A 20,069-nucleotide genomic window follows, 5' to 3' on the forward strand; every position below is an offset into this window, starting at 1 on the left:
GCCATGCCGGATTCAAAATTGCTCTTCCATAGGGCATGAGCAAAACCACCTCGCAAATACTTAAAAACCGCGCCCTGCTATGGCTGGGGATTTTGTGCGGCATGAGCCTTTTGGTGGGAGCCTTGAGTTTTGCTTACGAAGTCCATTCGGCAAAAACATCCGTCGAACGCTATGTCGGAATTTGGGAAGATGATATTGCCCGCGCAAAAATCTTTCAAGGTGATCCCAGCCTGCAAAACAAAATTCTAAAGCAGCTTAAAGAAGTTCACGCCGCTGTCGGCACAACGGAAGTACAAAACCCGGAACAGTTGCAATGCGCGTTTTCTACGGACGTACCTATCACTTACAATTCATTGCCATCAGGATCCATGCGCGTATGTTTTAGCGCGCTTGATTTAGTTCTGCGCTCTTTTCTTTCACCAGTGTTCATGGTTGGAATCTTGTTAAGTTTTTTCTTCATCGGTTTTGTCGTTCGCCGCGAATTCTTAACCCGTCTGCATGAACAAAAGCTTGAAGCCGAATTGGCATTGAATAAAGAAATCGCCAGCATCTCGCGCCAAGTGGCTCATGATATTCGCGGACCTTTAATGGCCTTAACGACACTCAGTCGTCTTTCCCACGAAATGAGTTCGGAAAAGAAAGAGCTTTTAAATCTGGCCGTGTCCCGCATTGGTGGCATTGCGGAAGATCTTTTGAATAAAGGCAAGAAACAGGAAAAGACGACAACCACGGAAGAGCGCAAAGCGGACGATCTGTCCTTAGTGACAGAGACGCTTTTAAAGGAATACAGATTCTCTCATCCTGATGTGACATTCACCTTGCATAAACATATCAAAAGTTCTGAAGTTCCTATTGCTTTAGAGGCGATCAAAGTTCAACGCATCCTAAGTAATCTATTAAATAACTCTTTAGAGGCTTTACCGGCGGCAGAGGCAGCCATCAACTTGACTCTTTTAGAGCGTGATGAACATTGGCTTTTACAAATTATGGATAACGGCAGTGGGATTCCCGAGGACGTTCTTCCGAAGCTGATGCAAGAGGGCTTTACTCACGGAAAAGAAAACGGTCATGGTTTAGGTCTTTACGACGCCAAGAAAACTTTAGAGTCTATTGGTGGAGAACTGCAATTGCGCTCAAGATGGGGTGTTGGAACACAAGTGGTTTTACTTTTTCCCAAGAACCGAGAAGCCGAAGCGCAGATATCTTAATTTTCTAACTGAATTCCCAAAACATTTTCGATGGTCTTATCGTAGACGTCTTTTTTGCGTGGCCTAGAGAGGCCAGAATCTTTCTTTCTGAGGATACCCAGCTCTTTGGGAACGGAAATGTAAAGATCCTGAACTTCGCCACCCGCACGAAGTTCAAATTTGTATTCTTCGTCCCGGCAGGTGGCACTGAAAGAAGCCTGTTCTGGCAATCCCTTTTGTGGAGTCAGTTGCAGTTCACTAACGTTCAAGGTCGTGATCTTCATGTTCAGATTTTTTTCAAAAGGATTTTCAATATTTTCAATCGCGCAGGGAAAAAGTAAAACAGTCGGGGCGCCAATGGAAACTTGGATCCTAGGGGATAGTGCCAAGTTTTGAGTTGCTGAATTTTCAATCTTCATTTCAGAAACCAAAAGTCCCCAAGGATTTTCTAGAGTTCTTTCCGTGTTCTGCAACTTTAAGCTCGTTGTTATATAAAGCTGACTTTTTGTCGTCTCATCGTTCTTTGCCGCAGCTTCGGTGATTTGTAAGTGCGTTGTCGCCTTATAACTTCCATCCTTTTGCTGTTGTAAAGTGACGATACGGCTTAAATGAGACAGATTTTTTTGTTGAATCTTTTCACGCAAACGACTGACTTCGCGCACACGGTTGTCGGCTAAAGATCCGATCATCAAAGAGGTTAAAGAGGTTTGCGACTGCCAGAAGTTATTTGAGTCGTAGTTATAGTAACGATCTAAGAACTGACGCAAAAAAGTGAGTTTTTCCATTTCGCCAACTTGGGATTTTTGTAAAACACCTTTTGCCGCGTCCATCGTGATTGCAACCACGCGAGGATTATTTTTAATTTGCCAGTACTTATAACTGACGAAGACAGCCCAAAGAAAAGTGAATAGGAGAAGGGCAGAAAGAACTTTTACTTTCATTGGTCGCCTTTTTCTAAAGGCAGAATCTCAATCATTTGATCACGGTGATATTTTTTATTTGGGCCTTCATCCACCCATTGATCAATTTTGTAAAGTTTGATGCGGGCTTTGCCACTTTGAAAGTACTTCTTATCGGCAGGGCCCTTGGTGTCTTTTAAGAGGGTCGCTGGTCCGTTTTGAAAGAAGTCCAACTGCGCCTTCATTTTTTCATTTTCTAAGCGCATCACTTCCATATCTTTTTCATCATTGAAATAGTAGTTCGCGGCGACAGCGGTCACAACACCCAGGATTCCACCCCAGTACATCGCGTGTAATTCAGGGCGCTCATCATCCGGTGCGGTCGCAGCGCCAATCACAGCCCCGACACCAATACCGATTCCGGTCGTGGCCAAACGACTTTTTTGATTTGTAGAGCAGGCAGAAATTAAGAGGGCACACACAAGCAACAGCAACAATGATGATTTCATATAGACAAGTCTAAGTTTAAACACCAAAGACTGCAAACACTGGCTGGCTGGCTTTAAGGCTGGAAATTATTTAAGAAGATGCTTGTACAAGGGAAGGTACATGTCATCGTTCATCTCGACTTCCCAATCTTTGCGACAAGGATGATCAGTGAATTCGACATTGGCACCCGAAAGAATCGCAATCGGGCAGCGCTCGTTGGCTTCGCCCATCATCAACACCGCCGAAGCCGCTAAGCTGTCAGCCACATTGATCTTGGTCATCTTCAAAGGACGACCAAAGATATCCTCTTGGCCGATCATATTGCGCAGGGGATGAAATCCCGCCAGCGACAATGTGACTCCCGTCACGCCTAAACGCAAAGGTCCAGTGCGAGAGTCGGTTAAGAGTACACCCAGGTCTTTAATTCCTAAACGTTCGCGAAGGGCGGAGCGAATTTTTTCTGCGGAAGCGTACGGCTCTAAAGGGTAAAGAATGTAATCGCCGTGTTCAGAATTGGATTCGTCAATACCGGCCGCAGGTAACATAAGACCATGCTTAATCGTCAGGCTGACTCCATGTCCGATTTCACCTAAGTAGTGATCGGCTTCACGACGGATCAATGATTTTTTATCGATATTAGCTAAAGACTCAAATCGATTTTCAGCAATACTGACAATCTTTGAAGTGATTGCCAGGATTGTTTTTTCTTTCCACAACAAAGGATCGACAGAACGGATGATGAACTCCACCAAATCATCGCCTTGATGAAAGACATCAGTTTGAATCGGGGTGATCATCATCGTTTTTGTCACGGTCTTATCCTAGTTTTTGAATGATAGCGTCTGTGAAGGACACCGTTGAGCCTTTACCACCCAGATCTCCGGTACGTGCGTTCACGTCAGATAGCGCGGCCACCAGTGCTTTCATGATCGCATCTGCTTTTGCATTTTCATGTACGTGCTGAAGCATCATCACCGCGGATTGAAGTAAAGCTGTTGGGTTGGCTTTATTCTGTCCAGCGATGTCGGGGGCAGATCCATGAACAGCTTCAAAGATCGCCGCTTTTTCACCGATATTGGCGCCTGGAACAACTCCCAATCCACCCACAAGACCGGCACAGAGATCACTTAAGATATCCCCGTAAAGATTTTCAGTGACGATCACGTCAAACTGTTGAGGCTTTGTCACCAACTGCATGCAGGCATTATCGACGATCACATCTTTGGTTGTGATCTCGGGATATTGCCAGCCGATTTCTTGCGCGACTTTCAAGAAAAGGCCGTCGGACATTTTCATGATGTTTGCTTTATGAACGATGGCCACGCGATTGCGGCCTGTGCGTTGAGCAAGGTCATACGCATAGCGAGCAATACGCTCAGAACCTTTGCGAGTGATGCGCTTAATGCTTTCTGCCGTGTCTTCATCCACCATGCGCTCGATACCTGCGTACAGGTCTTCGGTGTTTTCACGAACGATGGTTAAATCCACATCGTTACAAACGCAGTTTACGCCAGGCAAAGAACGAACCGGGCGGACGTTGGCGTAAAGATCGAACTTCTGTCTCATCGTTACGTTTATTGATTTATGACCGCCACCCACGGGAGTCGTCGTTGGACCTTTGATCGCCAGTTTGTTTTTATTGATAGAATCAACGGTGTTCTGAGGAAGAAGTTCACCCAAAGTATGCAATGCCACTTCGCCGGCTTGATGCTCTTCATATTCAAAAGGAGCTTTAACGTGCTTAAGAACGCGGATCACCTGAGTCATGATCTCAGGACCAATACCATCACCAGGAATCACTGTGAGTTTAGTCATTAACGGAAGCCTTTCTATTTGTGGCTTAGGTTTTAACACATTCGCGCGCGGACTGGCAGGGGGAGTTTTTTAACTCCCTACCAGGGAAGGTAGGATGTGGTGATAAGATGTGAGGGCCGCCAGGATTTCCCGAATGGGTGAGAGCCCGAAGAGTCTCATTTTGAGACTTGCTTTTCCTATAGAGCAATCGCCGGACCAGGTGTTTCGGAGCCCTTTTGCACCACACTTTGCGGCGAAGGGGTGTCAGCTTTCTTTACACGGACAAAGTTCAAAGAATCCAAAGGCTTAGGGGGATTTTTAGCCCTTGTCCAGGAACGAGACACTGCGGTTTAAACGAAGCCTAAAAATGCAGCAGGTTTGAATAGGGAAGACAAAGCCTTGTCATTCTAGTGACTTAGGTACCGGCAAACAGAGGAAGCATTGTGGTCCCATCCTTGTAATAGAAACCCTTCGTGGAGGTCGCTCTCATGTTGAAGTGGCTTGGGACCGCGTTGGTCCTTATTACAGTTATATCGATTCAAGCCTGTGCGCCGAAGTCTCAAGAAGACTGCGGTTTCGTGCAAAACGTGTATGGCGAACGCATCTCTTGGAAAAGCGATGTTCCTGTCACGATGTATATCCACGCGCAAGTTCCTGACTCTATGATTCCAGCTATTTTGAAAGCGGCCGACACGTGGGAAAAAACCGCAGGTCGCAAACTCTTCAATATCGTCACGAGCACTCGTTATACAGGTCCGATCAATCCCCACAAGGACAGCGTCAACGTGATCTATTTGATGTCTTCTTGGGAGGACAACCGTGCTTCCGAACAAGGTCGCACGAGTGTTTATTGGATCGGGGATCAAATTAAAGAAGCAGATATTCGTTTAAATGCCGCTGATTTCGGATTTTACTGGAACGGTCAAACTCTGACTAGAGCTGCAAAAGCAGATCGTCAGGGCTCAGCTCCAGTAAATATCGAAGCGCTTGTTCTGCACGAAATGGGACACGTTTTGGGCCTGAAGCACAAAGATGGCGCGGGTTCCGTGATGGCAACGTATTTGGCGAGCGGAGATGATCGCGTGAACTTAGCGGGAGCCGATCAAACGGCCCTCCAGTGCGAATATTAAGGCGCTCAGCATTGTAAAAACTTTATGTAAGATTATTTAAGTTGTTGGATTCGAAAAAAGCTAACTAGACTTTGAATTCTGCGCTTCGTGCAGGGTGAAGGAGAGCAAAATGAGAGTGATCACATTAGATAAAAACGCAAAGGTTGAATCGTCTGTGGATTCTTATTTGGGCTCAATCGAAGAATTGTCTCCCATGGTACACAAGTCTTACCATGAACTTGCGGATACTCCTGTTATCGAAAAAGATTCTTTGGCGCAACTTCACGCCAACATTGAAACTCTGACGGATCTTCAAGCGCGTTTATCTTTCCTTATGCGCGAAGTTCGCTACCTAATGAAAGTGTAGTGAGACCGCTTTCTCTCCACCATCGGTGGAAAAATTACGAACTACGAACTTGTGTTAGATGACAGATTGTGAATAAAAAGATCTAATCCTGTTTATGGGAAAAGATCTCGGAGAATTCCGAACTTACATTCAAAGTCATTTCGAAAAATGGGGATTCACGAAAGCTGAATCTGAGATCGGCATCCTTATTCTTCGCGGACTGAGTCTTCGCGAGATTGCCGGTCAGCGCGGCACTTCAGAGACGACCACACGTCAACAAGCCCTCAGCCTTTACAAAAAAGCTTCGGTCGATGGTCGCCATCAACTTTCTGCTTTCTTTTTAGAACAATTGTTGGGTTCGGGTGGGGTTAAGCCTTCCGGTCGAAACGGCTGATATTGCCTTTAGGAATCTGAAATACAACCCAGTCACCATCACGTTGACGGGTCATGCCTTCTGTAATGACAGGCTTATCAAATACAAACTCTTCACGGAATGTTTGGAAGTTCGCACTGCTTACTTTTTTTCCGCTGACTTCATCTTCAAATTTGTCTTTGAAAGAGCGTTGGCCCGTGATCGTCGCTTTGTCGTTTTGGATAGAGACTTTCACTGCGTCTTTTTCGTGCTCGGGAACATAGGCTCTTAACGTATAAAAATCCGAACTTTCACTTAACTGGCTTCCGCGGTCTTCCACTTTATAAAATGGATCACTGGCCTTGTTCGAGTAGTGGGAAGCGGCTTTCACGAAGTCCTTACGGGCTTCACCCAGTTGACGAACATAGCGCTGAGTTTGAATGTCTAAAGCTTCCCTTTGTGCGTCTTCGTTTTTCATGTAAACGCTTTGGAATCTTTCGTGCTGGGTTTTAAGCGTGTCTTCATTTGCTTTTTTATTATGCATGATTCTTTCAGAATACTGCTGATTCACGCGCTCTTCTTTGGAAGCCCATTGTTTTTGTTGCTGATCGTAGCGTTTCGCCGAAAAGTCATTCAAACGCGTCAGCTTCTTTTGTTGCTGCTCTTGTTCAAAAGCGATTTTTTCGTCACCACGTTGTTGAGTGTCTTGAAGTTCTTTTTCATTGCGCGTGCGCACGCGTTCCTGGGCGTATTTTCCACGTTCCACTTCATTCGTTAAAATCGCATCGTTTTGTTCACGTTGTCGATCCAAACGCTTTTCACTGAAGTCATTAATCTGCTGCATGTCTTGATTGTATTTTTGTTTCGCGCGCGCGATGTCTTCGCCACTGCGAGTGCGAACATCTTCGATGCGAGCTTGAGAAGAGTCTTCGATCTCTTTCACTTTTTGGCGGGCGCTGGTTTGAGCTTCCGCCACCGCGACCTGACGTTTTTGTCGAGTCTCTGACAGCTTTTCGTCGTAGCCTTTTTGTAAAGACTGAGTGCGAGCATTGTAGTTCTCGGTCAAACGTTGGCGTTCTTGGGACGCTTCTTCGGCCAGTTCTTTTTGACGGTGACGGATGTGATTGACGGCGGCTTGGTTTTGTTCGGTCAAGGCCGTCTTTTTATCATCATAATGATCTTTAAGATCTTCGAGTTGAGCTTCGCCTTGTTTTACGATCTGCTTTTTTTTGCGTGCGTAGTCCGCTTGAAGGTCATTCAATTCGGCTTGTTGGGCTTTGCGCTGTGAACTGTCGATAGAAGACATGCTCACAGTGTATCAAATCAAGACGCATCCATTAAGGTGCAGGATTTTCTTCTGTGGGAATCTGGCCTTTGGGGTTGGGGCAAAGCGGTTGGAAGTCGCCAGTACGGCCGTAACAGCGCCAAGTATCGATATATGTGACCTGTTCATCCGGAGCGACGGGGTAATAGTAGCGATACTGTTCGGGATCGAGAGTGCTTTCAACCAGACGGAAGTCTGTAGCGGGCTTCGTGGGATCTGTGGATATTTTTGAGATCTTCAATAGAAATACGCGGTACTCAGCCTGAGACAGGCTGGGGCTTAAAAATAAAAAGAAAGCCGATAAGAAAACTCGATATTTCACAAGTCTTCCTATCGGCTTTGCGGTGGGAAACTTTATCAAACTGTCTTTCACTTCCAACCTTACGGTGTCGTGAATTCAATAACCTCACTCAGTGATTTTCCTAAGTCTTCTGAGATACTGACCGCTTGTGCCGTGTAAGTAGTTTGGGATTTTAATCCCGTGACTTGCACAAAGTGGTTGGTTCGTAAAACGTTGTCCGAATTTGTAAGAATCACTTCTTGAGTTTCTTTATTAATCAATTTCACTTGCGACGTAGCGGCGATATCAGTGCTCCAGCTAAGCTGCACACCTTGAGTGATAATCTCGGCCACTTTGAACTTTGTTATCAGTGGATTTGTACCTTCGACACAAGGATTGTAGGCTTCATTTTTGGGGATGAAGAAGTTGTCCTTCTGAACAACCTTCCAGCCACGAGCCAACAAGTCATTGTACGCTTGCTGCGGAACAGATCCTTTGTTCGGATCAAAGAAGTGCTCATTGCCAGTCTGACCACAAGCCTCATCTTTTCCGGCGACGGAAGCTTTTCTCCAAAGCAGAACATTTGAGATGTGATAACGGGGACCTTGATAATAGGTGAGTTCCAAAGGCACGGTTTTATCGCGATTCATCGAAATGATTTGCGAAGCGCAGCCCATGCGCGTGGGATGTTCACCGTCGTTATCAATCACGGTGGTTTTTAAAGGACTTTCTAAAGTGCCGGAAAGAATTTTTAGTTTAGATCCGTCATCAGAAAGCAGGGCCAATTCGTAGTCGCCCTCTTCGTCGTTTGCAGAAAGTTTTAAGATCGTTTCAAACTTCACACCGAAATTTTCGATCAGCATAGAGCCGGCATCATCTTTTAAAACATCATGTGTTTGTGTCGCAAATCCTTCGTGGAACATGCGAGTCGGAACATTGAGATCCGCAAAGAAAAGCTTCTGATCTGATTTTTTAGCAAACGTCACATAGTCTTCAGACTTATTTAGTAAAGGCATTCCCGGAGTCACATAATAAAGGCTCGCTTTAATACCTTGTTGAAGATTGTCGGCGGGAATTCCACCGAAAGGATCACACACGGTCTTATCTAGTGGATTGGCGTTGACGTCGACTTTCGACATCTTCAATGCGGTCCCGCTGCTTTGTGCAGAAACCGAGTTCGCTTCCAGTCCGTTTTTCAATCCACAAGATGCAATTCCAAGCTGAAGAGAAACGAGTGCAAGTGTGGTTTGCAATCTCATTGTCATCCCTCCGTGCGAGATGAGCCCAGAATACCACCACGCCAACGCTTTGCATTATTTTTCAAGAATGATGTCGATTTAGAACTCCAAGAGTTCGACAGAAATTAAAACATCACGATTTTCAGAGAGAAGTCCGCCCAAACTGTCGAAGTTTTCGTCGGAAAAGGTACCTGCTACCTTTTTAGCACAAAGGGAAGCAGGTATCTTTTAGTGTTTGTGTTCGTTATTTGCGCGGACGGTGTTTTCGACGATGTGGAAGTAAGCTCTGACTAGCATTTGGTAGGATTCAGAGTCTAAGGCTTGAAGGTAAGCCATCTTCTCGAAGTATGTTTTTTTTGCGATCAGTTCGGTCATGACGTCTTGGACTTTTTTCATCTTGTCGAAGCTGTAAAAGTCTTTGTCGTCTTTCACTTCTTTCAGGACATCCGCGATTTCTTTGTTGTCAAAAAGAACGTGAACACCCATGGCTGAATGAGATAGCAATGCTTCCATTCTTTCCAAACTTGTCTCTTCTATATTGACCAAGCGCGCCTCCTTGCGACGTCTTACTTCCGATGGTGAGGAATAAATCATCCCGTTGCAAGACCAAAAATGAGACTATGACGAACCTTGTCGATCTCACTTTTTTTTAAGTTGTTGGGGATCGTAAATGTTCTGATAATAGAACGTGTGAAGGATGCGAAATAATATGGCGAAAACTAAATCCCGTGCGAAGAAGAAAACAACAAGTGCCTCTGAAAAAGAGTACATTATCGTCGATGAAGCGGCGGGACTTATTTTTGACTCCGAGGAAGATCTTTACGGCTATTTCCAGTCAGCTATCGATAAACTCGAATCAGAGTACCAATCTTTACGAAGTCCTGACGATTATAATGACGAAGAACAAATTGGCCGAGAGCATTATCTTGAGGCGACTTTGGACGAGCCGGATGAAGTTTGGTTAGACGATAAGACTCTGGAAGAGTTCCCGGTGTATCACTTCATCAAAAATATCGAGCAAGGTGACGAGGCATTTAAGTATGTCGCAGTGGCCTATGTGTCATCTGAAGATGAATATCCGACTTTTGTTTTTATTCACTTCCCCACAAAAGACAGTCGCCTATGGCAGAACTACCAACGTGGTGAAATGGCTTACGACAAAAACTTTGAAAGCGTCGCCGAAGGCGCCATCGAAGGCGATGCGCTAGGTGAAGGTGATCCTTTAGCGATGGGTCTTTATATGGCCATGCTGAAAGTGCGTGGTGAAAAAGATATCGCTCAAGACAAGTTCCCAGAATTTGCGGCCCTTCGTGAAGAGACAATCGAAAGTGCGGATGAAATCTGGCGTAAGAACGACTTGGACGGAAACGTTCTCGTGAGTTTTATCAAGGAATTTCCGGATCACGAGACAGTCAAAGATTTGACTTACATCGCGGTCACTCAAGAAGACGAAGAGTCGAATGTACATTCGCTTTTATTCTCGTTCCCAACGACGGATCGCACTTTGGTGGACCGTTATCGTCAGGGCGAAAATCTTCAGGCAGACGAAGTCTCTCAAGAGTCTGCCCACTAGCGGCGAAAAGAAGAAAGCGTACCTTTTTGGGGTACGCTTTTTTTGCTTTTGGAGGGTGAGGGGGATCACCCTTTTTGGAAGCTTCTTCTTTTTTCTTATTAGAAGCAGTAGTTGTTAGCCATCGATACGAACTGAGATGTTGTGTAGCCTTGGTTCAAGTAGCTTGCGAATGGGTGCAAGTTTTTAAGTACACCAGCGCGAGCTGTTCCTGTTGACTCCAAAGCGTAGTCTGCAGGGTTTGCGTAGAACGCTGGAAGAAGGATATCTAGAGCGTTCAACGACTTGTTTGTGCTCAAGTCATAGTTCGTTACTTTAAGTACATCGTATTCACCTTGAGTGTCTTTAAGATCAACCAATATATTTACTGCGCTGAAGAAAGTTTGTGGATCCGTAACACCCAATGCTGAAGCTACTGCCGCAACATCGGACCATCTCATTGTTTTCATCCAACCAGTCAAAGCTTGACCTGTTGTTGGGTGAACGATGATGAATTGAAGTGGAGTGTTATCCAATTGAGTGCTGCCTGAAGAGTTTGCCAACCACTTCCACATAGAGATGTATGAAGAATCGCTTTTGAAAGTTGCAGGCAATGAAGTCAAGCGAGCGTAAACAAAGTCCATGCGAACATAGTTGCTGTTGTCAGTGTAAGCTTTCAATTTCGCAGTGATGTCGTTAGCAGAACGTTGGTTGCAGTAAGCTACAGACTTCGTTGAAGATGAAGTGCCTGTATCTACTACGCGGCTTGAAAAATCCGAAGATCCCGCCGTGTTTGAAGATCCGCAAGCAGTTAATAGTGCCGTTGCAGTCAGTACCAGGATCGTTGTTAGAAGTTGTTTTGAATTTTTCATATAGCCCCCTATGCCATAGTACTAAAGCAATGGGGGTGCCATATTTCACTCTGAAACAAAGTTGATTTCGACGTGTTTTCAATGACTTGCAGAACGCAGTCTTCTCACAGTGAAACGATCTCAAAGTGGTCCGTCAAACTTATGGGGGAGTGCCGCCCTTGGAGTGTCACTTTTGCGCAAGGGATCTCAGGCCGAGACACAAAGTCGGTGCCTAAAGATCCGTGTTTTTCTGAGCGCTTTCGTCCTCTGTGAATTCTTCTCGTTGAAAGATCGGGCCGTAGGGCGCAATGAACTCTCGCGTCCACCAGACACCGTCTTTGCGAAGCTCTGAAAAGTTTGAGAATTTATATTCGTAGCGAAGAAGACGAAGAGCTTTGGGCGGCTGTCCTTTGAAGGGGTCTTTCTCAAAAAGCATCAAGACATCTTGAGAGCCCTCGAAAATACGTGTGAGCAGATTTTGCAGCCACAAGTTTTCGTTGAAAGATTCTAGCGCCGCAAACCACATTTGCCAATCTAGGCGCGGTTGGTGAGGAGCCACCACAGTTGGAAAACGCTTTAGGGATGTGGGTTTATGTTTAAATTCGTAAGTCTCCCAGTGAACGCCGTCATTGCTTCCTTCTAAGACCAGCTCCGGACGAACGCGAGTCATCACCGCGAAAAGACCATACGGATTGCAAATGCGGAAGGGATAGAAAAAACGCATGTAGGGAAGCATGAAGTCCCAGGTTTTGGATTTTTCCGCCAAACTTTTGGCAATCCAAAACAAAGAAGAAGGCACAACAAGAATCACTGGGATCAATGCAAAGACCGTAGAAACCGGCGTGTTTTCGACCCAGTTGATCTTAAAGCCCCAGGTTGAATCGGGAAGAACACCCAGGCAAAGACCCAAGGTTAAAATATTAAAGAAGCCGTAGTTGCCAGTCAGGATGATTAGAATCTGCAACGTAACTAAAAGAATGACGGCGGCTGTTTGCAGAGGACCGGGATAGAAAATAAAAAATGGTGCGACAAGTTCGATAAAGAACAAGGTCATCGTGCTAAAACGCAGAACGCCGGCAGGAAGTTTATGAGCAAAGTAAGCAAGCGGCGTTGGCAGGGGCTGTGTCCAGAAGTGGAAAGAAAGAGCCGACAGGTCCTTCCAATAGGGGTCTTTATTCGCAAGCTTTACTACGCCCGAAAGAAACATCAGCTTAAAGAGCAAAAAGAGCACCATGAAGTAGATGATCGGATGTAAGACGTGAGCTCCCAGGGGCAGCCATTCCCATTGAAAGGGGGCAAAGAAAAGTCCTAAGAAGCCAAACTCTAAAAGTAAACTGTCCCACTGATAACTTAAAAAGAGCTGTCCTGCGCTGACAAACGAAAGATAACAGACAAAGCAAATAAGAAACATAATGCTTTGACTGAATCCTAAGAACGCCAGTGAAGCCGCCGTCATTCCAATGAAGCAGACCGCTTTCAAAGCCAGGTCCGAAGAGGCAAACCAAAACACCGACGGCACGTGATAAAATCTTTCCGAGCGCATCTCTTTATCTAAAAGATTTAAAAGATGATCGATGGACAAAATACCTTGCCGTCCATAAAGACCCAAAAGCTGAGGCAAAAGCGAAAGAAAAGCGATGAAATAACAAAGACTCAACGTCTTAGAGAAAATCCAGCTAGAGATGTTGTAGTCTGTTAATAACATAGAACCTTTTTATTAAGCTTCGCCGATTTCAACCCAAGTAATACCGTCGCCACCACTTTCTGGTGATCCCGCTTTCCATTTTTTCACGTAGATGGAACGTGACAGATAAGTTCGAACGGCTTTCTTTAAAGCTTCAGTTCCGTGACCATGGATAACTTTGAGGCGATCTTCGCGCGAAGTGGCCGCTTTATCCAAAGCGACTTCCAGTTCTGACAAAGCATCTTCCACGGTTTTTCCGCGCAAATCCAAAGTGCGATCTTCGTCAGCTAAAGCCACTGTGAAAGAAGAACTTTGACGAACCAATTGTGAGGTTGGATTTTGCGGTTTTCCTGGTGGTTTTAAATCCTGCCAATGAAGTTGTAAACGCACAGAGCCTGAAAGTACTAGGACTTCACCTTTGTTATTCGGCGTGCTTTGCACGATACCATCAGAGCTTAATGTCGGCACATAGACCTTGGATCCTGGCGGGAATTTTTTTGCAAACTCTTCCGCATTTTCCGGAGCGCCTGGTGTTGTGACAGGTTTCGCTTTAACGATTTCAGGAAGCTTGTATTTAATTTCTTGCAAAGCCGTGTGGCGTTTGAAAGTTTCTGTGACTTTCGCCTGAGCAATGGCTTCTTCGACCTTGCGCTCGGCTTTTTTCAAAGTTCTTTGCAGCCACTCTTCTTTATCTTTATTGAATTGCTCTAACAAGCCTTCGTACTTGCGTTTTGTTTCTAACGCCTTGTTCGTTTCTTTTTTAAGATGATCTTGCAGAATGCTGATATCAGATTTCAGTTGTTCAATTTGCTCTAAGCCTTCCAAACGCGCGCGAGTTGCGGGCGCTAGAACTTCCAAAGCTCTTTGCACGATAGCTTGGGATACGCCGACACGTTTCGCTGTTTGAATAGCCAACGAATCACCCGGGATACCTGCGATGAACTGATATGTCGGGCGACCGGTTTTAGGATCGTATTCAAGACTTCCGTTAAGCACGCGAGTTTCTTCGTCCCATCCGGATTTCAAAGGCCCTAAGTGCGAAGTGATAACGGCAAAGACATTGTTCGAAGAAAAACTTTCGATAAAGCTTCTTGCTAGGGCACTTCCTTCTTCTGGATCGGTGGATCCGCAAATCTCATCAATCAGAATAAGATTTTCGCGGCCTTTCATCGCTGCCGCTTTGCCTAAGATTTTTAAGTGAGCGGCAAAAGTACTAAGCTCTTCATCAACACTTTGTGCGTCACCAATGCCGATAAGAATATCTTTAAAGAATGGAAGCTTCGAAGTTTCGCTGGCACAAATAGGAAGGCCACAGCGAGCCATTTGCGCTGCAAGACCAATGGATTTCAAAAGAACCGTTTTACCACCGGCATTAGGACCGCTCAGAAGTAAGATTCCTTTTTTTCCTTCCAGAAGAACCGAGTTTGAAACGACCTTCTTGCCGGAAAGCTGTAAAAGCGGATGGCGAGCTTCGATCAACTCTAACGAATCAACAGAGAACTCGATCGGGTGGGCTTCCACGAGTGTTGCAAACTGCGCTTGAGAAAAGCGCACGTCGGCCTCTTCAAGAAGTTCGCGTGTGATTTCAATTTCGCTGGCTTTAGACGAAAGATATCTTGAAAGCTCGGTCAAAAGTCTTTCGATCTCATCTTCAATTTCAACTTCGATTTGGCGCAGACGATTGTTCGTAGGAATGACAGTTTCTGGTTCCATGAACACAGTTTGTTTTGTCTGAGAAGATCCATGGATCACGCCCGGAAGGTGGTGTTGCATGCCACTGCGAACAGGCAAGACCCAGCGTCCATCACGAGTGGTGACGTACTTATCTTGAAGTACGTTTTCCATGTTATGGGCTTTCACCAAACGATCCAACGTCGTTTGCACTTCGCGAGCCAGACGTTCTTTTTCTTTATAAAGACGATACAGAGTTTCACTGGCGTCAGCGCGAATTTCTCCGCCCGGAGTCAGGATTTGATCGATAGCAGACAAAGGCTCGTCGGCTTTCATCACGCTGCTGGCTAATTTCTGTGCCCAGTTGTTTTCAACTGTGTTTAAAGCCTCTTTCAAAGCGAGTGCTTCTAAACAGAAACTGCGAACGTCTTTGATTTCTAAAGTTTTTAAAACCGCGTGCTTTTTAAGGCGGGTGATCCAAGTGGAATAAAGATCCAAGCTTTGCATGAACGGGCGGATGCCTTGATTTAAAACTTCTGTGGCATCAGCGATTTCTTGGAAGCTCTGGTAAGCCTGTTCTTTGGAAGCTAGTGGTTTTGTTTCCATCACGGCTTCACGGCCGGCTTCACTCGTCGCGTGCGAACGAATCTTTTCTAAAATTTCTATCCAATCAAGAACGACGAGATCTTGCATGAAGAGCTCCTGTAATAATCAAAGTCAGTAGGGCGGCGATCAAAAGAACCCAGTCGAAGTGGCCCCACTTTGTGTAGAAAGTCATCGGCGCGTTTTTCAAATACTTTATCACGAACTGACCGCTCCATTCCTTATGAAGAGGTGATTTTTGTAGAACATCACCATTTGCAAGGACGGCCGTACTGATTCCCGTATTTGTTGAACGCACCAAAGGTCGACGCACTTCAATTCCGCGCGCCAATGTCATATAAAGATGTTGATAAGGTTCGGCATGGTCTCCGAACCAAGAGTCATTTGTGACATTCACCAAAATGTCAGAGCCTTTTTTCGCCAGCCCGCGAGAGAATTCAGGATAAAGACCCTCGTAACAAATCTGTCCGCCCCAGTGAATCTCTTCACCGCGGAAATTCCAAGTCATGACTTCAGGACCGTTGCCGCGACCGAAGTTAGAAACGAATGGCAGAAGTTTGAGTAGGAAAGGAAAGCGTTCACTTAAAGGCAGGTATTCTCCGAAAGCTAGCAGTTCGGTTTTGCGATAAGGGTGATCTAAGTTGTTGGTTTGAGCGTCGACAAGGAAAAGGCCGTTGTAAGTCGATGTATCGACCTTCTCGTCTGTCTTTTCGTCTTTTGAGTAGGCTCCCGTGATCAAAGGCTTTCCGAACTGAATCAGTCCGGCCTTCAAAATTTCCGTGTGTTTGCGGCCCAGAAGGTGTTGATCCAGGTAGTCAGGAAATGCTGTCTCGGGCCAAACAAAAATATCCGTGTCGGGGAACTTTTGGTGAGCTTCGGCTGTCAGGTTCACAAACTTGTTCGTGATAGCTTCTTGATAGCCTTTGCCTTGCTCGGCATAGACTTTTTCAAGATTACCGATGTTGGCTTGAACGACCGTCGCCTTGATTTCCCGATCAAAGCGGTTCCAGTTTTTTCCGTGGAAGTGACCGATGCCCACTAATGCGGCAAATGACAAAGACAGAAAACTTAATTGTGTCAGGGCTTTTTTTACGAAGTTTTGCTTGAGCCAAATGTAACCCACCCACGCATTGAAAAGCAGAACAACGGAAGAAAGACCCAAGAAACCTATGAGGTCCGCCAGGTGATAAGTCGGAATTTTTGCCCAGAACAGAGTATAACCAAGATTCCAGTCAAAAATCACCGGCCACACGCGCTCTAAAAGCGACTGCAAGATTGCGATGATGAAAAGGCTCGGACCCGCTTCCAGCTTGAATTTCAGGCGCAACCACGTTCCGGCCGCCACGGCGACGGGAATGTAAAGATGCATGAACGCACAAAAAAGCAGCAGCGCTACGACAGAAACTGACCAGGGAATTTGCCCGAATTCGTGAGCGGTGTAGGCAATCCAGTGAAAGCCAATCATGCTGAGCACGAACTGTGTAATCCACGCCGCCCAGAATGAATTCTTCACGGATTTGCTATCTTCGACAGCGTAAAGCCAAAGCGGAGTGTAGCAAAAGATTAAAGCCCAAGGGGGAAAGGGAATGTAGCTTGTGCCTACAAGAATTCCCGAGAGAATCGCCCAACGAAATTCGTAGGCTTTCTGCTTGAAAAATTGAATCGTTCTCTTCATCATGGTATTAGTAACACAAAGAGTGAGTGAGTCCACTGTGAATTTATCAACGAAATTGAAAATCCGATGTCCATCTTGCGCGAAACTTTATGAGGTTTCTTGCGATGATATTCATTCGGAAACGCCACTATTTCAGTGCATTTCTTGCGAGACAAGATTCAGTTTCGAATATCCTCCTACAGATCTTCAGAACGTGCAGTGCTTTGCCGTTTCTACAGTGACCACTGAGGCTCCAAAAGCGGAAGAAGTGGCCCCCGCGGCTGCCGCTCAGCAGCATCTGGGCGAGACTTACTCTGTGGAGCCGGGCACTCATGAAATGAAATCTTGCCCGAAGTGTGGCGCCTTGAACGGCCGTCGCGCGAAAGAGTGTTACTCTTGCCACGTTCTTTTTGAACGTCTCGAGGGCTTGCCCAAAGATCCAAGCCTAAAAGCGCAGCCCAGCCTTGTTCGCAAATGGAAGAACTTGGTTGAGAATTTTGAAAATGAACAACTTCATGATGAGTTCATCCGCGCTTGTCATGAATTGGATGCTCTTCGTTTTGCGACTTTGAAGTATGAAGAGCTGAAAGCCGCGCAAGGCGGGGATCCTCAATGTGATCAGATGATCGCGCGAATCAACAGCCTGATGATGGTGGGTTTGTCTCAGAAGCCTGTGGCAACTGTTGGCAAAGCTCCAGCGGCAGCTCGTCCGAAATGGCAGAAGTACATGTACTGGGGGCCGTTTGGTCTTAGTGCTTTCTTAATTCTTTTAGGAATGATCAATCTTGGTCACCGCAACCTGATCGGTGTCGGCGTGGCGTTGGCATTTATGTCTGCGGGATTGATGATCATGATTCGCGGAAAGATTTCTCTTTCCGACTTCGTCGATTAAATTTAGCAGGGAAGGATTAGAATCCTTCCGAACCTTGTTTCGTACCTAGTTTTGATGGACGAGATTTTGGGCCGATGGCGTCGATCAAGGATCTGCCGAATTGGCTCATCTCTTTAGTTGTCGGATCAATACCATTTTCAAGATCACGATTTCGTTTTTCATTCGGATCCGCAGTGAAAAGCTTCATGTTTTGCGTATTCACGGCAACAACACCTGTCGCGGAAACACCCTGATCTAGAATCGTAAGTGCTTTATAAAGATTCAACTGACGAGATGTTCTGGTTTTTGAAGCGAGCTGTGATTGGGCATCGCCGGTGGCAAGAATGTACTTCTTCACATCTTCTGCTCTGAAAGACTGCTTGTGTGCCATCGTCAAAGCCGCAGCACCGGTCACAAACGCAGTGGCTTGCGAAGTTCCGGTCATGTACCCGTAAGCATTTCCGGGAAGGCAAGAAAGAATGTTTTGTCCTGGAGCTGCGATGTCGACAGTCTCAATACCATAGTTTGAAGACGCCAATACTTGGGTTGACGGGTCAATCGCCGTCACCGAAATGATGTTCTTCAATTTATAATCGGCCGGGTAGTAGTGGAATTGATCCGAGTTCGAACGCTCATTTCCTGCCGCTGCGACAAAAAGAATTCCTTTTTTCTCGGCTTCAGCAACAGCATCATACTCTTCTTGAGAAAACTCCGTCCCACCACCAGAGTAATTGATGATGTGAGCCCCCATTTTTACGGCATAGCGAATAGAAGCCACCGTGTTTTTCAAGTTGTCTGTGCCGGGAACTTTCGGATCGTAATACTTAAGGATCATCAAGCTGACTTCCGGAGAAATCCCGGTGATACCTTTGTTATTTCCAGCTTCCGCACCAATGATTCCGGCAATGTGAGTGCCGTGACCGTGGTTGTCGTCGAGTTTGTTGTTGTTAGAAACAAAGTTCCAACCATAAACGTCGTCGACAAAACCGTTACCGTCATCATCGATACCGTTGGTCGCTTTATCGCGGCCTTGGGCGTCTAAACCTGTTTCACCTGGATTTTTCCAAAGATTGCCTTTGAGGTCCTCGTGCTTCACATCAATTCCTGTATCGATCACGGCCACCACGATATCGCGGCTGCCTTTAGTGACCGACCACGCGCGAGCGGCATCGGATTTTTTCAAACCCCAAGCTTGGCTGATCGCGGGATCATTGAAAAGAGCACTGGGCTCGTCTTCGACTTTGTCAGTTTTAGAAGTGATGAAAGAGTTTTCAAAAAGACGATCGCTGTCTTTTTTGCTGGAACTCTGTGTGCGAGAAGGGGAGTTTTCTTCAATAGAATAAAGGTAGAAACCCAATCCACCAAAGAACAATAAACCGACACAACATGCTGCAATCCACACTTTGCGAGAAAACATGAATGTTCCCCTTTCTAGACTAAAACTTATCGGAGATTTCCAGTCGGGGCATAAGGGAACCTTGGTCCTGTATCAATTTAAGACATATCGATAGATAATGAAGTCATCGCAAGAGCTTAGCTGTGAAAGCGCAGGGATCGTGGCTTGATAAGCCTTCTCAAGTTAAAGGGCTTATGTCTGATGCCGAAGAGGTGAATATGAAAAAGCTTATTATCATTTCTTTGTTGGCGCTCGCGGGATGCAGTCAAAAAGTCGGCTCTGGCGAGTTGGATTTAGGAAGTCTTTCTGAAGACATCACTTATCATTCGCAAACTGAAAGCACGCAGACTGCGGGAAGTTTCAACTATGTGCAGATGGAGCTTAAAGTCGATGGGACTTTCACTCAGTCTGAAGCTGAGTGGACATCACCCGCAGTAGGCAAGAAATGTTCTTTATCGGGAACTTGGACGGCGCCAGTCACAGATCCCACGAGCGAAGTGGGGAATGAATTAGTTCTTAATGTGACCCATGTAAATGGCGGAGCTTTAGGTACGCCCGTAGAAAAGCGTTACGAGTTGAAAGAGTTGACGGCAGATACTTTGAAAGTCGTTTACAACGTCGGCGCGGATGAAGTGGACATGACGAATGTGAATTACGTGACTTATCCGGAATACAGTTCCGCTGCGACGGGAAGTTTCATGGATGATACTTTTTGTAATCGTTAATTAATTGTAGGATCTAGAAATAAAAAATCCCGAGCTTTTGACTCGGG

Annotated in this window: 20 protein-coding genes; 7 read left to right on the top strand and 13 right to left on the bottom strand. The window is 45.8% G+C overall.

Annotation, left to right across the window (positions count from 1 at the left end; genetic code table 11):
- Nucleotides 1-35: 35 nt before the first annotated feature.
- A complete protein-coding gene (locus AZI87_RS16245; protein ID WP_063209197.1) occupies nucleotides 36-1,208 on the top strand; it encodes a sensor histidine kinase in 1,173 nt (390 codons plus the stop codon).
- Here AZI87_RS16245 and AZI87_RS16250 read toward each other — a convergent pair.
- The 4 genes from AZI87_RS16250 to AZI87_RS16265 form a co-directional block, all read right to left on the bottom strand.
- Complete coding sequence (locus AZI87_RS16250; RefSeq protein WP_063209199.1) at nucleotides 1,205-2,128, bottom strand: hypothetical protein; 924 nt, start codon at nucleotides 2,126-2,128, stop codon at nucleotides 1,205-1,207. The two genes, AZI87_RS16245 and AZI87_RS16250, sit on opposite strands and share 4 nt — an antisense overlap.
- Nucleotides 2,125-2,595 (bottom strand): hypothetical protein, encoded by a 471-nt coding sequence (locus AZI87_RS16255; protein WP_063209621.1) that lies wholly within the window; start codon nucleotides 2,593-2,595, stop codon nucleotides 2,125-2,127. The genes AZI87_RS16250 and AZI87_RS16255 overlap by 4 nt, the downstream gene beginning before the upstream one ends.
- A 66-nt stretch (nucleotides 2,596-2,661) precedes the next feature.
- Entirely contained in the window at nucleotides 2,662-3,387 is a 726-nt protein-coding gene (locus AZI87_RS16260) for a coenzyme F420-0:L-glutamate ligase (RefSeq protein WP_253696934.1), read from the bottom strand.
- Between the two features lie 4 nt (nucleotides 3,388-3,391).
- Entirely contained in the window at nucleotides 3,392-4,390 is a 999-nt protein-coding gene (locus tag AZI87_RS16265) for an isocitrate/isopropylmalate dehydrogenase family protein (protein WP_063209202.1), read from the bottom strand.
- Between the two features lie 467 nt (nucleotides 4,391-4,857).
- Here AZI87_RS16265 and AZI87_RS16270 point away from each other — a divergent pair, with 467 nt between their 5' ends.
- The 3 genes from AZI87_RS16270 (at nucleotide 4,858) to AZI87_RS16280 (ending at nucleotide 6,218) form a co-directional block, all read left to right on the top strand.
- Nucleotides 4,858-5,499 (top strand): matrixin family metalloprotease, encoded by a 642-nt coding sequence (locus AZI87_RS16270; protein WP_063209204.1) that lies wholly within the window; start codon nucleotides 4,858-4,860, stop codon nucleotides 5,497-5,499.
- A gap of 109 nt (nucleotides 5,500-5,608) precedes the next feature.
- Complete coding sequence (locus AZI87_RS16275) at nucleotides 5,609-5,845, top strand: hypothetical protein (protein ID WP_063209206.1); 237 nt, start codon at nucleotides 5,609-5,611, stop codon at nucleotides 5,843-5,845.
- A 94-nt stretch (nucleotides 5,846-5,939) separates the two neighbouring features.
- Nucleotides 5,940-6,218 (top strand): helix-turn-helix transcriptional regulator, encoded by a 279-nt coding sequence (locus AZI87_RS16280; RefSeq protein WP_063209208.1) that lies wholly within the window; start codon nucleotides 5,940-5,942, stop codon nucleotides 6,216-6,218.
- Here the strand turns inward: AZI87_RS16280 and AZI87_RS16285 are convergent.
- The 4 genes from AZI87_RS16285 to AZI87_RS16300 all read right to left on the bottom strand — a co-directional run bounded on the left by AZI87_RS16285 (nucleotide 6,193) and on the right by AZI87_RS16300 (nucleotide 9,564).
- Nucleotides 6,193-7,482, bottom strand: coding sequence for a hypothetical protein (locus AZI87_RS16285; RefSeq protein ID WP_063209210.1), 1,290 nt, complete (start codon nucleotides 7,480-7,482; stop codon nucleotides 6,193-6,195). The two genes, AZI87_RS16280 and AZI87_RS16285, sit on opposite strands and share 26 nt — an antisense overlap.
- 31 nt (nucleotides 7,483-7,513) lie before the next feature.
- A complete protein-coding gene (locus AZI87_RS16290) occupies nucleotides 7,514-7,822 on the bottom strand; it encodes a hypothetical protein (RefSeq protein WP_063209623.1) in 309 nt (102 codons plus the stop codon).
- A gap of 59 nt (nucleotides 7,823-7,881) precedes the next feature.
- Entirely contained in the window at nucleotides 7,882-9,039 is a 1,158-nt protein-coding gene (locus tag AZI87_RS16295) for a hypothetical protein (protein WP_063209212.1), read from the bottom strand.
- A gap of 207 nt (nucleotides 9,040-9,246) precedes the next feature.
- Nucleotides 9,247-9,564, bottom strand: coding sequence for a hypothetical protein (locus AZI87_RS16300; RefSeq protein WP_253696937.1), 318 nt, complete (start codon nucleotides 9,562-9,564; stop codon nucleotides 9,247-9,249).
- Nucleotides 9,565-9,727: 163 nt separating this feature from the next.
- Here AZI87_RS16300 and AZI87_RS16305 point away from each other — a divergent pair, with 163 nt between their 5' ends.
- Nucleotides 9,728-10,591 (top strand): PBECR2 nuclease fold domain-containing protein, encoded by an 864-nt coding sequence (locus AZI87_RS16305; RefSeq protein ID WP_253696938.1) that lies wholly within the window; start codon nucleotides 9,728-9,730, stop codon nucleotides 10,589-10,591.
- 98 nt (nucleotides 10,592-10,689) lie between these two features.
- On the opposite strand, the gene AZI87_RS16310 is transcribed toward AZI87_RS16305, so the two are convergent.
- From AZI87_RS16310 to lnt, 4 genes are all read right to left on the bottom strand, one after another.
- Nucleotides 10,690-11,439 (bottom strand): hypothetical protein, encoded by a 750-nt coding sequence (locus tag AZI87_RS16310; protein WP_063209216.1) that lies wholly within the window; start codon nucleotides 11,437-11,439, stop codon nucleotides 10,690-10,692.
- Between the two features lie 211 nt (nucleotides 11,440-11,650).
- Nucleotides 11,651-13,123: a lipase maturation factor family protein gene (locus AZI87_RS16315; protein WP_063209218.1), complete on the bottom strand. Its 1,473-nt coding sequence runs from the start codon at nucleotides 13,121-13,123 to the stop codon at nucleotides 11,651-11,653.
- Nucleotides 13,124-13,135: 12 nt separating this feature from the next.
- Nucleotides 13,136-15,466 carry an endonuclease MutS2 gene (locus AZI87_RS16320; RefSeq protein WP_063209220.1) on the bottom strand — a complete coding sequence of 777 codons (2,331 nt, stop codon included), beginning with the start codon at nucleotides 15,464-15,466 and terminating at the stop codon, nucleotides 13,136-13,138.
- Nucleotides 15,444-17,054 carry an apolipoprotein N-acyltransferase gene (lnt, locus tag AZI87_RS16325; RefSeq protein ID WP_253696939.1) on the bottom strand — a complete coding sequence of 537 codons (1,611 nt, stop codon included), beginning with the start codon at nucleotides 17,052-17,054 and terminating at the stop codon, nucleotides 15,444-15,446. The genes AZI87_RS16320 and lnt overlap by 23 nt, the downstream gene beginning before the upstream one ends.
- Between lnt and AZI87_RS16330 the strand changes: the two genes are divergently transcribed.
- Nucleotides 17,053-17,922, top strand: a complete 870-nt coding sequence (locus AZI87_RS16330; RefSeq protein WP_172795529.1) for a hypothetical protein — start codon at nucleotides 17,053-17,055, stop codon at nucleotides 17,920-17,922. The genes lnt and AZI87_RS16330 overlap by 2 nt on opposite strands.
- A gap of 16 nt (nucleotides 17,923-17,938) precedes the next feature.
- Here AZI87_RS16330 and AZI87_RS16335 read toward each other — a convergent pair whose 3' ends face one another.
- Nucleotides 17,939-19,318, bottom strand: a complete 1,380-nt coding sequence (locus AZI87_RS16335) for a S8 family peptidase (protein WP_063209226.1) — start codon at nucleotides 19,316-19,318, stop codon at nucleotides 17,939-17,941.
- A gap of 197 nt (nucleotides 19,319-19,515) precedes the next feature.
- On the opposite strand from AZI87_RS16335, the gene AZI87_RS16340 reads away from it, so the two are divergent.
- Nucleotides 19,516-20,022: a hypothetical protein gene (locus tag AZI87_RS16340; protein WP_063209627.1), complete on the top strand. Its 507-nt coding sequence runs from the start codon at nucleotides 19,516-19,518 to the stop codon at nucleotides 20,020-20,022.
- Nucleotides 20,023-20,069 lie beyond the last annotated feature (47 nt).

This window comes from Bdellovibrio bacteriovorus (assembly GCF_001592745.1).
Taxonomy (GTDB): Bacteria; Bdellovibrionota; Bdellovibrionia; order Bdellovibrionales; family Bdellovibrionaceae; genus Bdellovibrio; species Bdellovibrio bacteriovorus_B.

Excerpts from the sequence above, each read along its gene's own strand:
- AZI87_RS16275 (WP_063209206.1), top strand. The coding sequence starts at position 5,609 with ATGAGAGTGATCACATTAGATAAAAACGCAAAGGTTGAATCGTCTGTG.
- lnt (WP_253696939.1), bottom strand. The coding sequence starts at position 17,054 with ATGATGAAGAGAACGATTCAATTTTTCAAGCAGAAAGCCTACGAATTT.
- AZI87_RS16340 (WP_063209627.1), top strand. The coding sequence starts at position 19,516 with ATGAAAAAGCTTATTATCATTTCTTTGTTGGCGCTCGCGGGATGCAGT.
- AZI87_RS16280 (WP_063209208.1), top strand. The coding sequence starts at position 5,940 with ATGGGAAAAGATCTCGGAGAATTCCGAACTTACATTCAAAGTCATTTC.
- AZI87_RS16305 (WP_253696938.1), top strand. The coding sequence starts at position 9,728 with ATGGCGAAAACTAAATCCCGTGCGAAGAAGAAAACAACAAGTGCCTCT.
- AZI87_RS16335 (WP_063209226.1), bottom strand. The coding sequence starts at position 19,318 with ATGTTTTCTCGCAAAGTGTGGATTGCAGCATGTTGTGTCGGTTTATTG.
- AZI87_RS16295 (WP_063209212.1), bottom strand. The coding sequence starts at position 9,039 with ATGAGATTGCAAACCACACTTGCACTCGTTTCTCTTCAGCTTGGAATT.
- AZI87_RS16315 (WP_063209218.1), bottom strand. The coding sequence starts at position 13,123 with ATGTTATTAACAGACTACAACATCTCTAGCTGGATTTTCTCTAAGACG.
- AZI87_RS16250 (WP_063209199.1), bottom strand. The coding sequence starts at position 2,128 with ATGAAAGTAAAAGTTCTTTCTGCCCTTCTCCTATTCACTTTTCTTTGG.
- AZI87_RS16265 (WP_063209202.1), bottom strand. The coding sequence starts at position 4,390 with ATGACTAAACTCACAGTGATTCCTGGTGATGGTATTGGTCCTGAGATC.
- AZI87_RS16310 (WP_063209216.1), bottom strand. The coding sequence starts at position 11,439 with ATGAAAAATTCAAAACAACTTCTAACAACGATCCTGGTACTGACTGCA.
- AZI87_RS16245 (WP_063209197.1), top strand. The coding sequence starts at position 36 with ATGAGCAAAACCACCTCGCAAATACTTAAAAACCGCGCCCTGCTATGG.
- AZI87_RS16320 (WP_063209220.1), bottom strand. The coding sequence starts at position 15,466 with ATGCAAGATCTCGTCGTTCTTGATTGGATAGAAATTTTAGAAAAGATT.
- AZI87_RS16285 (WP_063209210.1), bottom strand. The coding sequence starts at position 7,482 with ATGTCTTCTATCGACAGTTCACAGCGCAAAGCCCAACAAGCCGAATTG.
- AZI87_RS16255 (WP_063209621.1), bottom strand. The coding sequence starts at position 2,595 with ATGAAATCATCATTGTTGCTGTTGCTTGTGTGTGCCCTCTTAATTTCT.
- AZI87_RS16270 (WP_063209204.1), top strand. The coding sequence starts at position 4,858 with ATGTTGAAGTGGCTTGGGACCGCGTTGGTCCTTATTACAGTTATATCG.
- AZI87_RS16330 (WP_172795529.1), top strand. The coding sequence starts at position 17,053 with ATGGTATTAGTAACACAAAGAGTGAGTGAGTCCACTGTGAATTTATCA.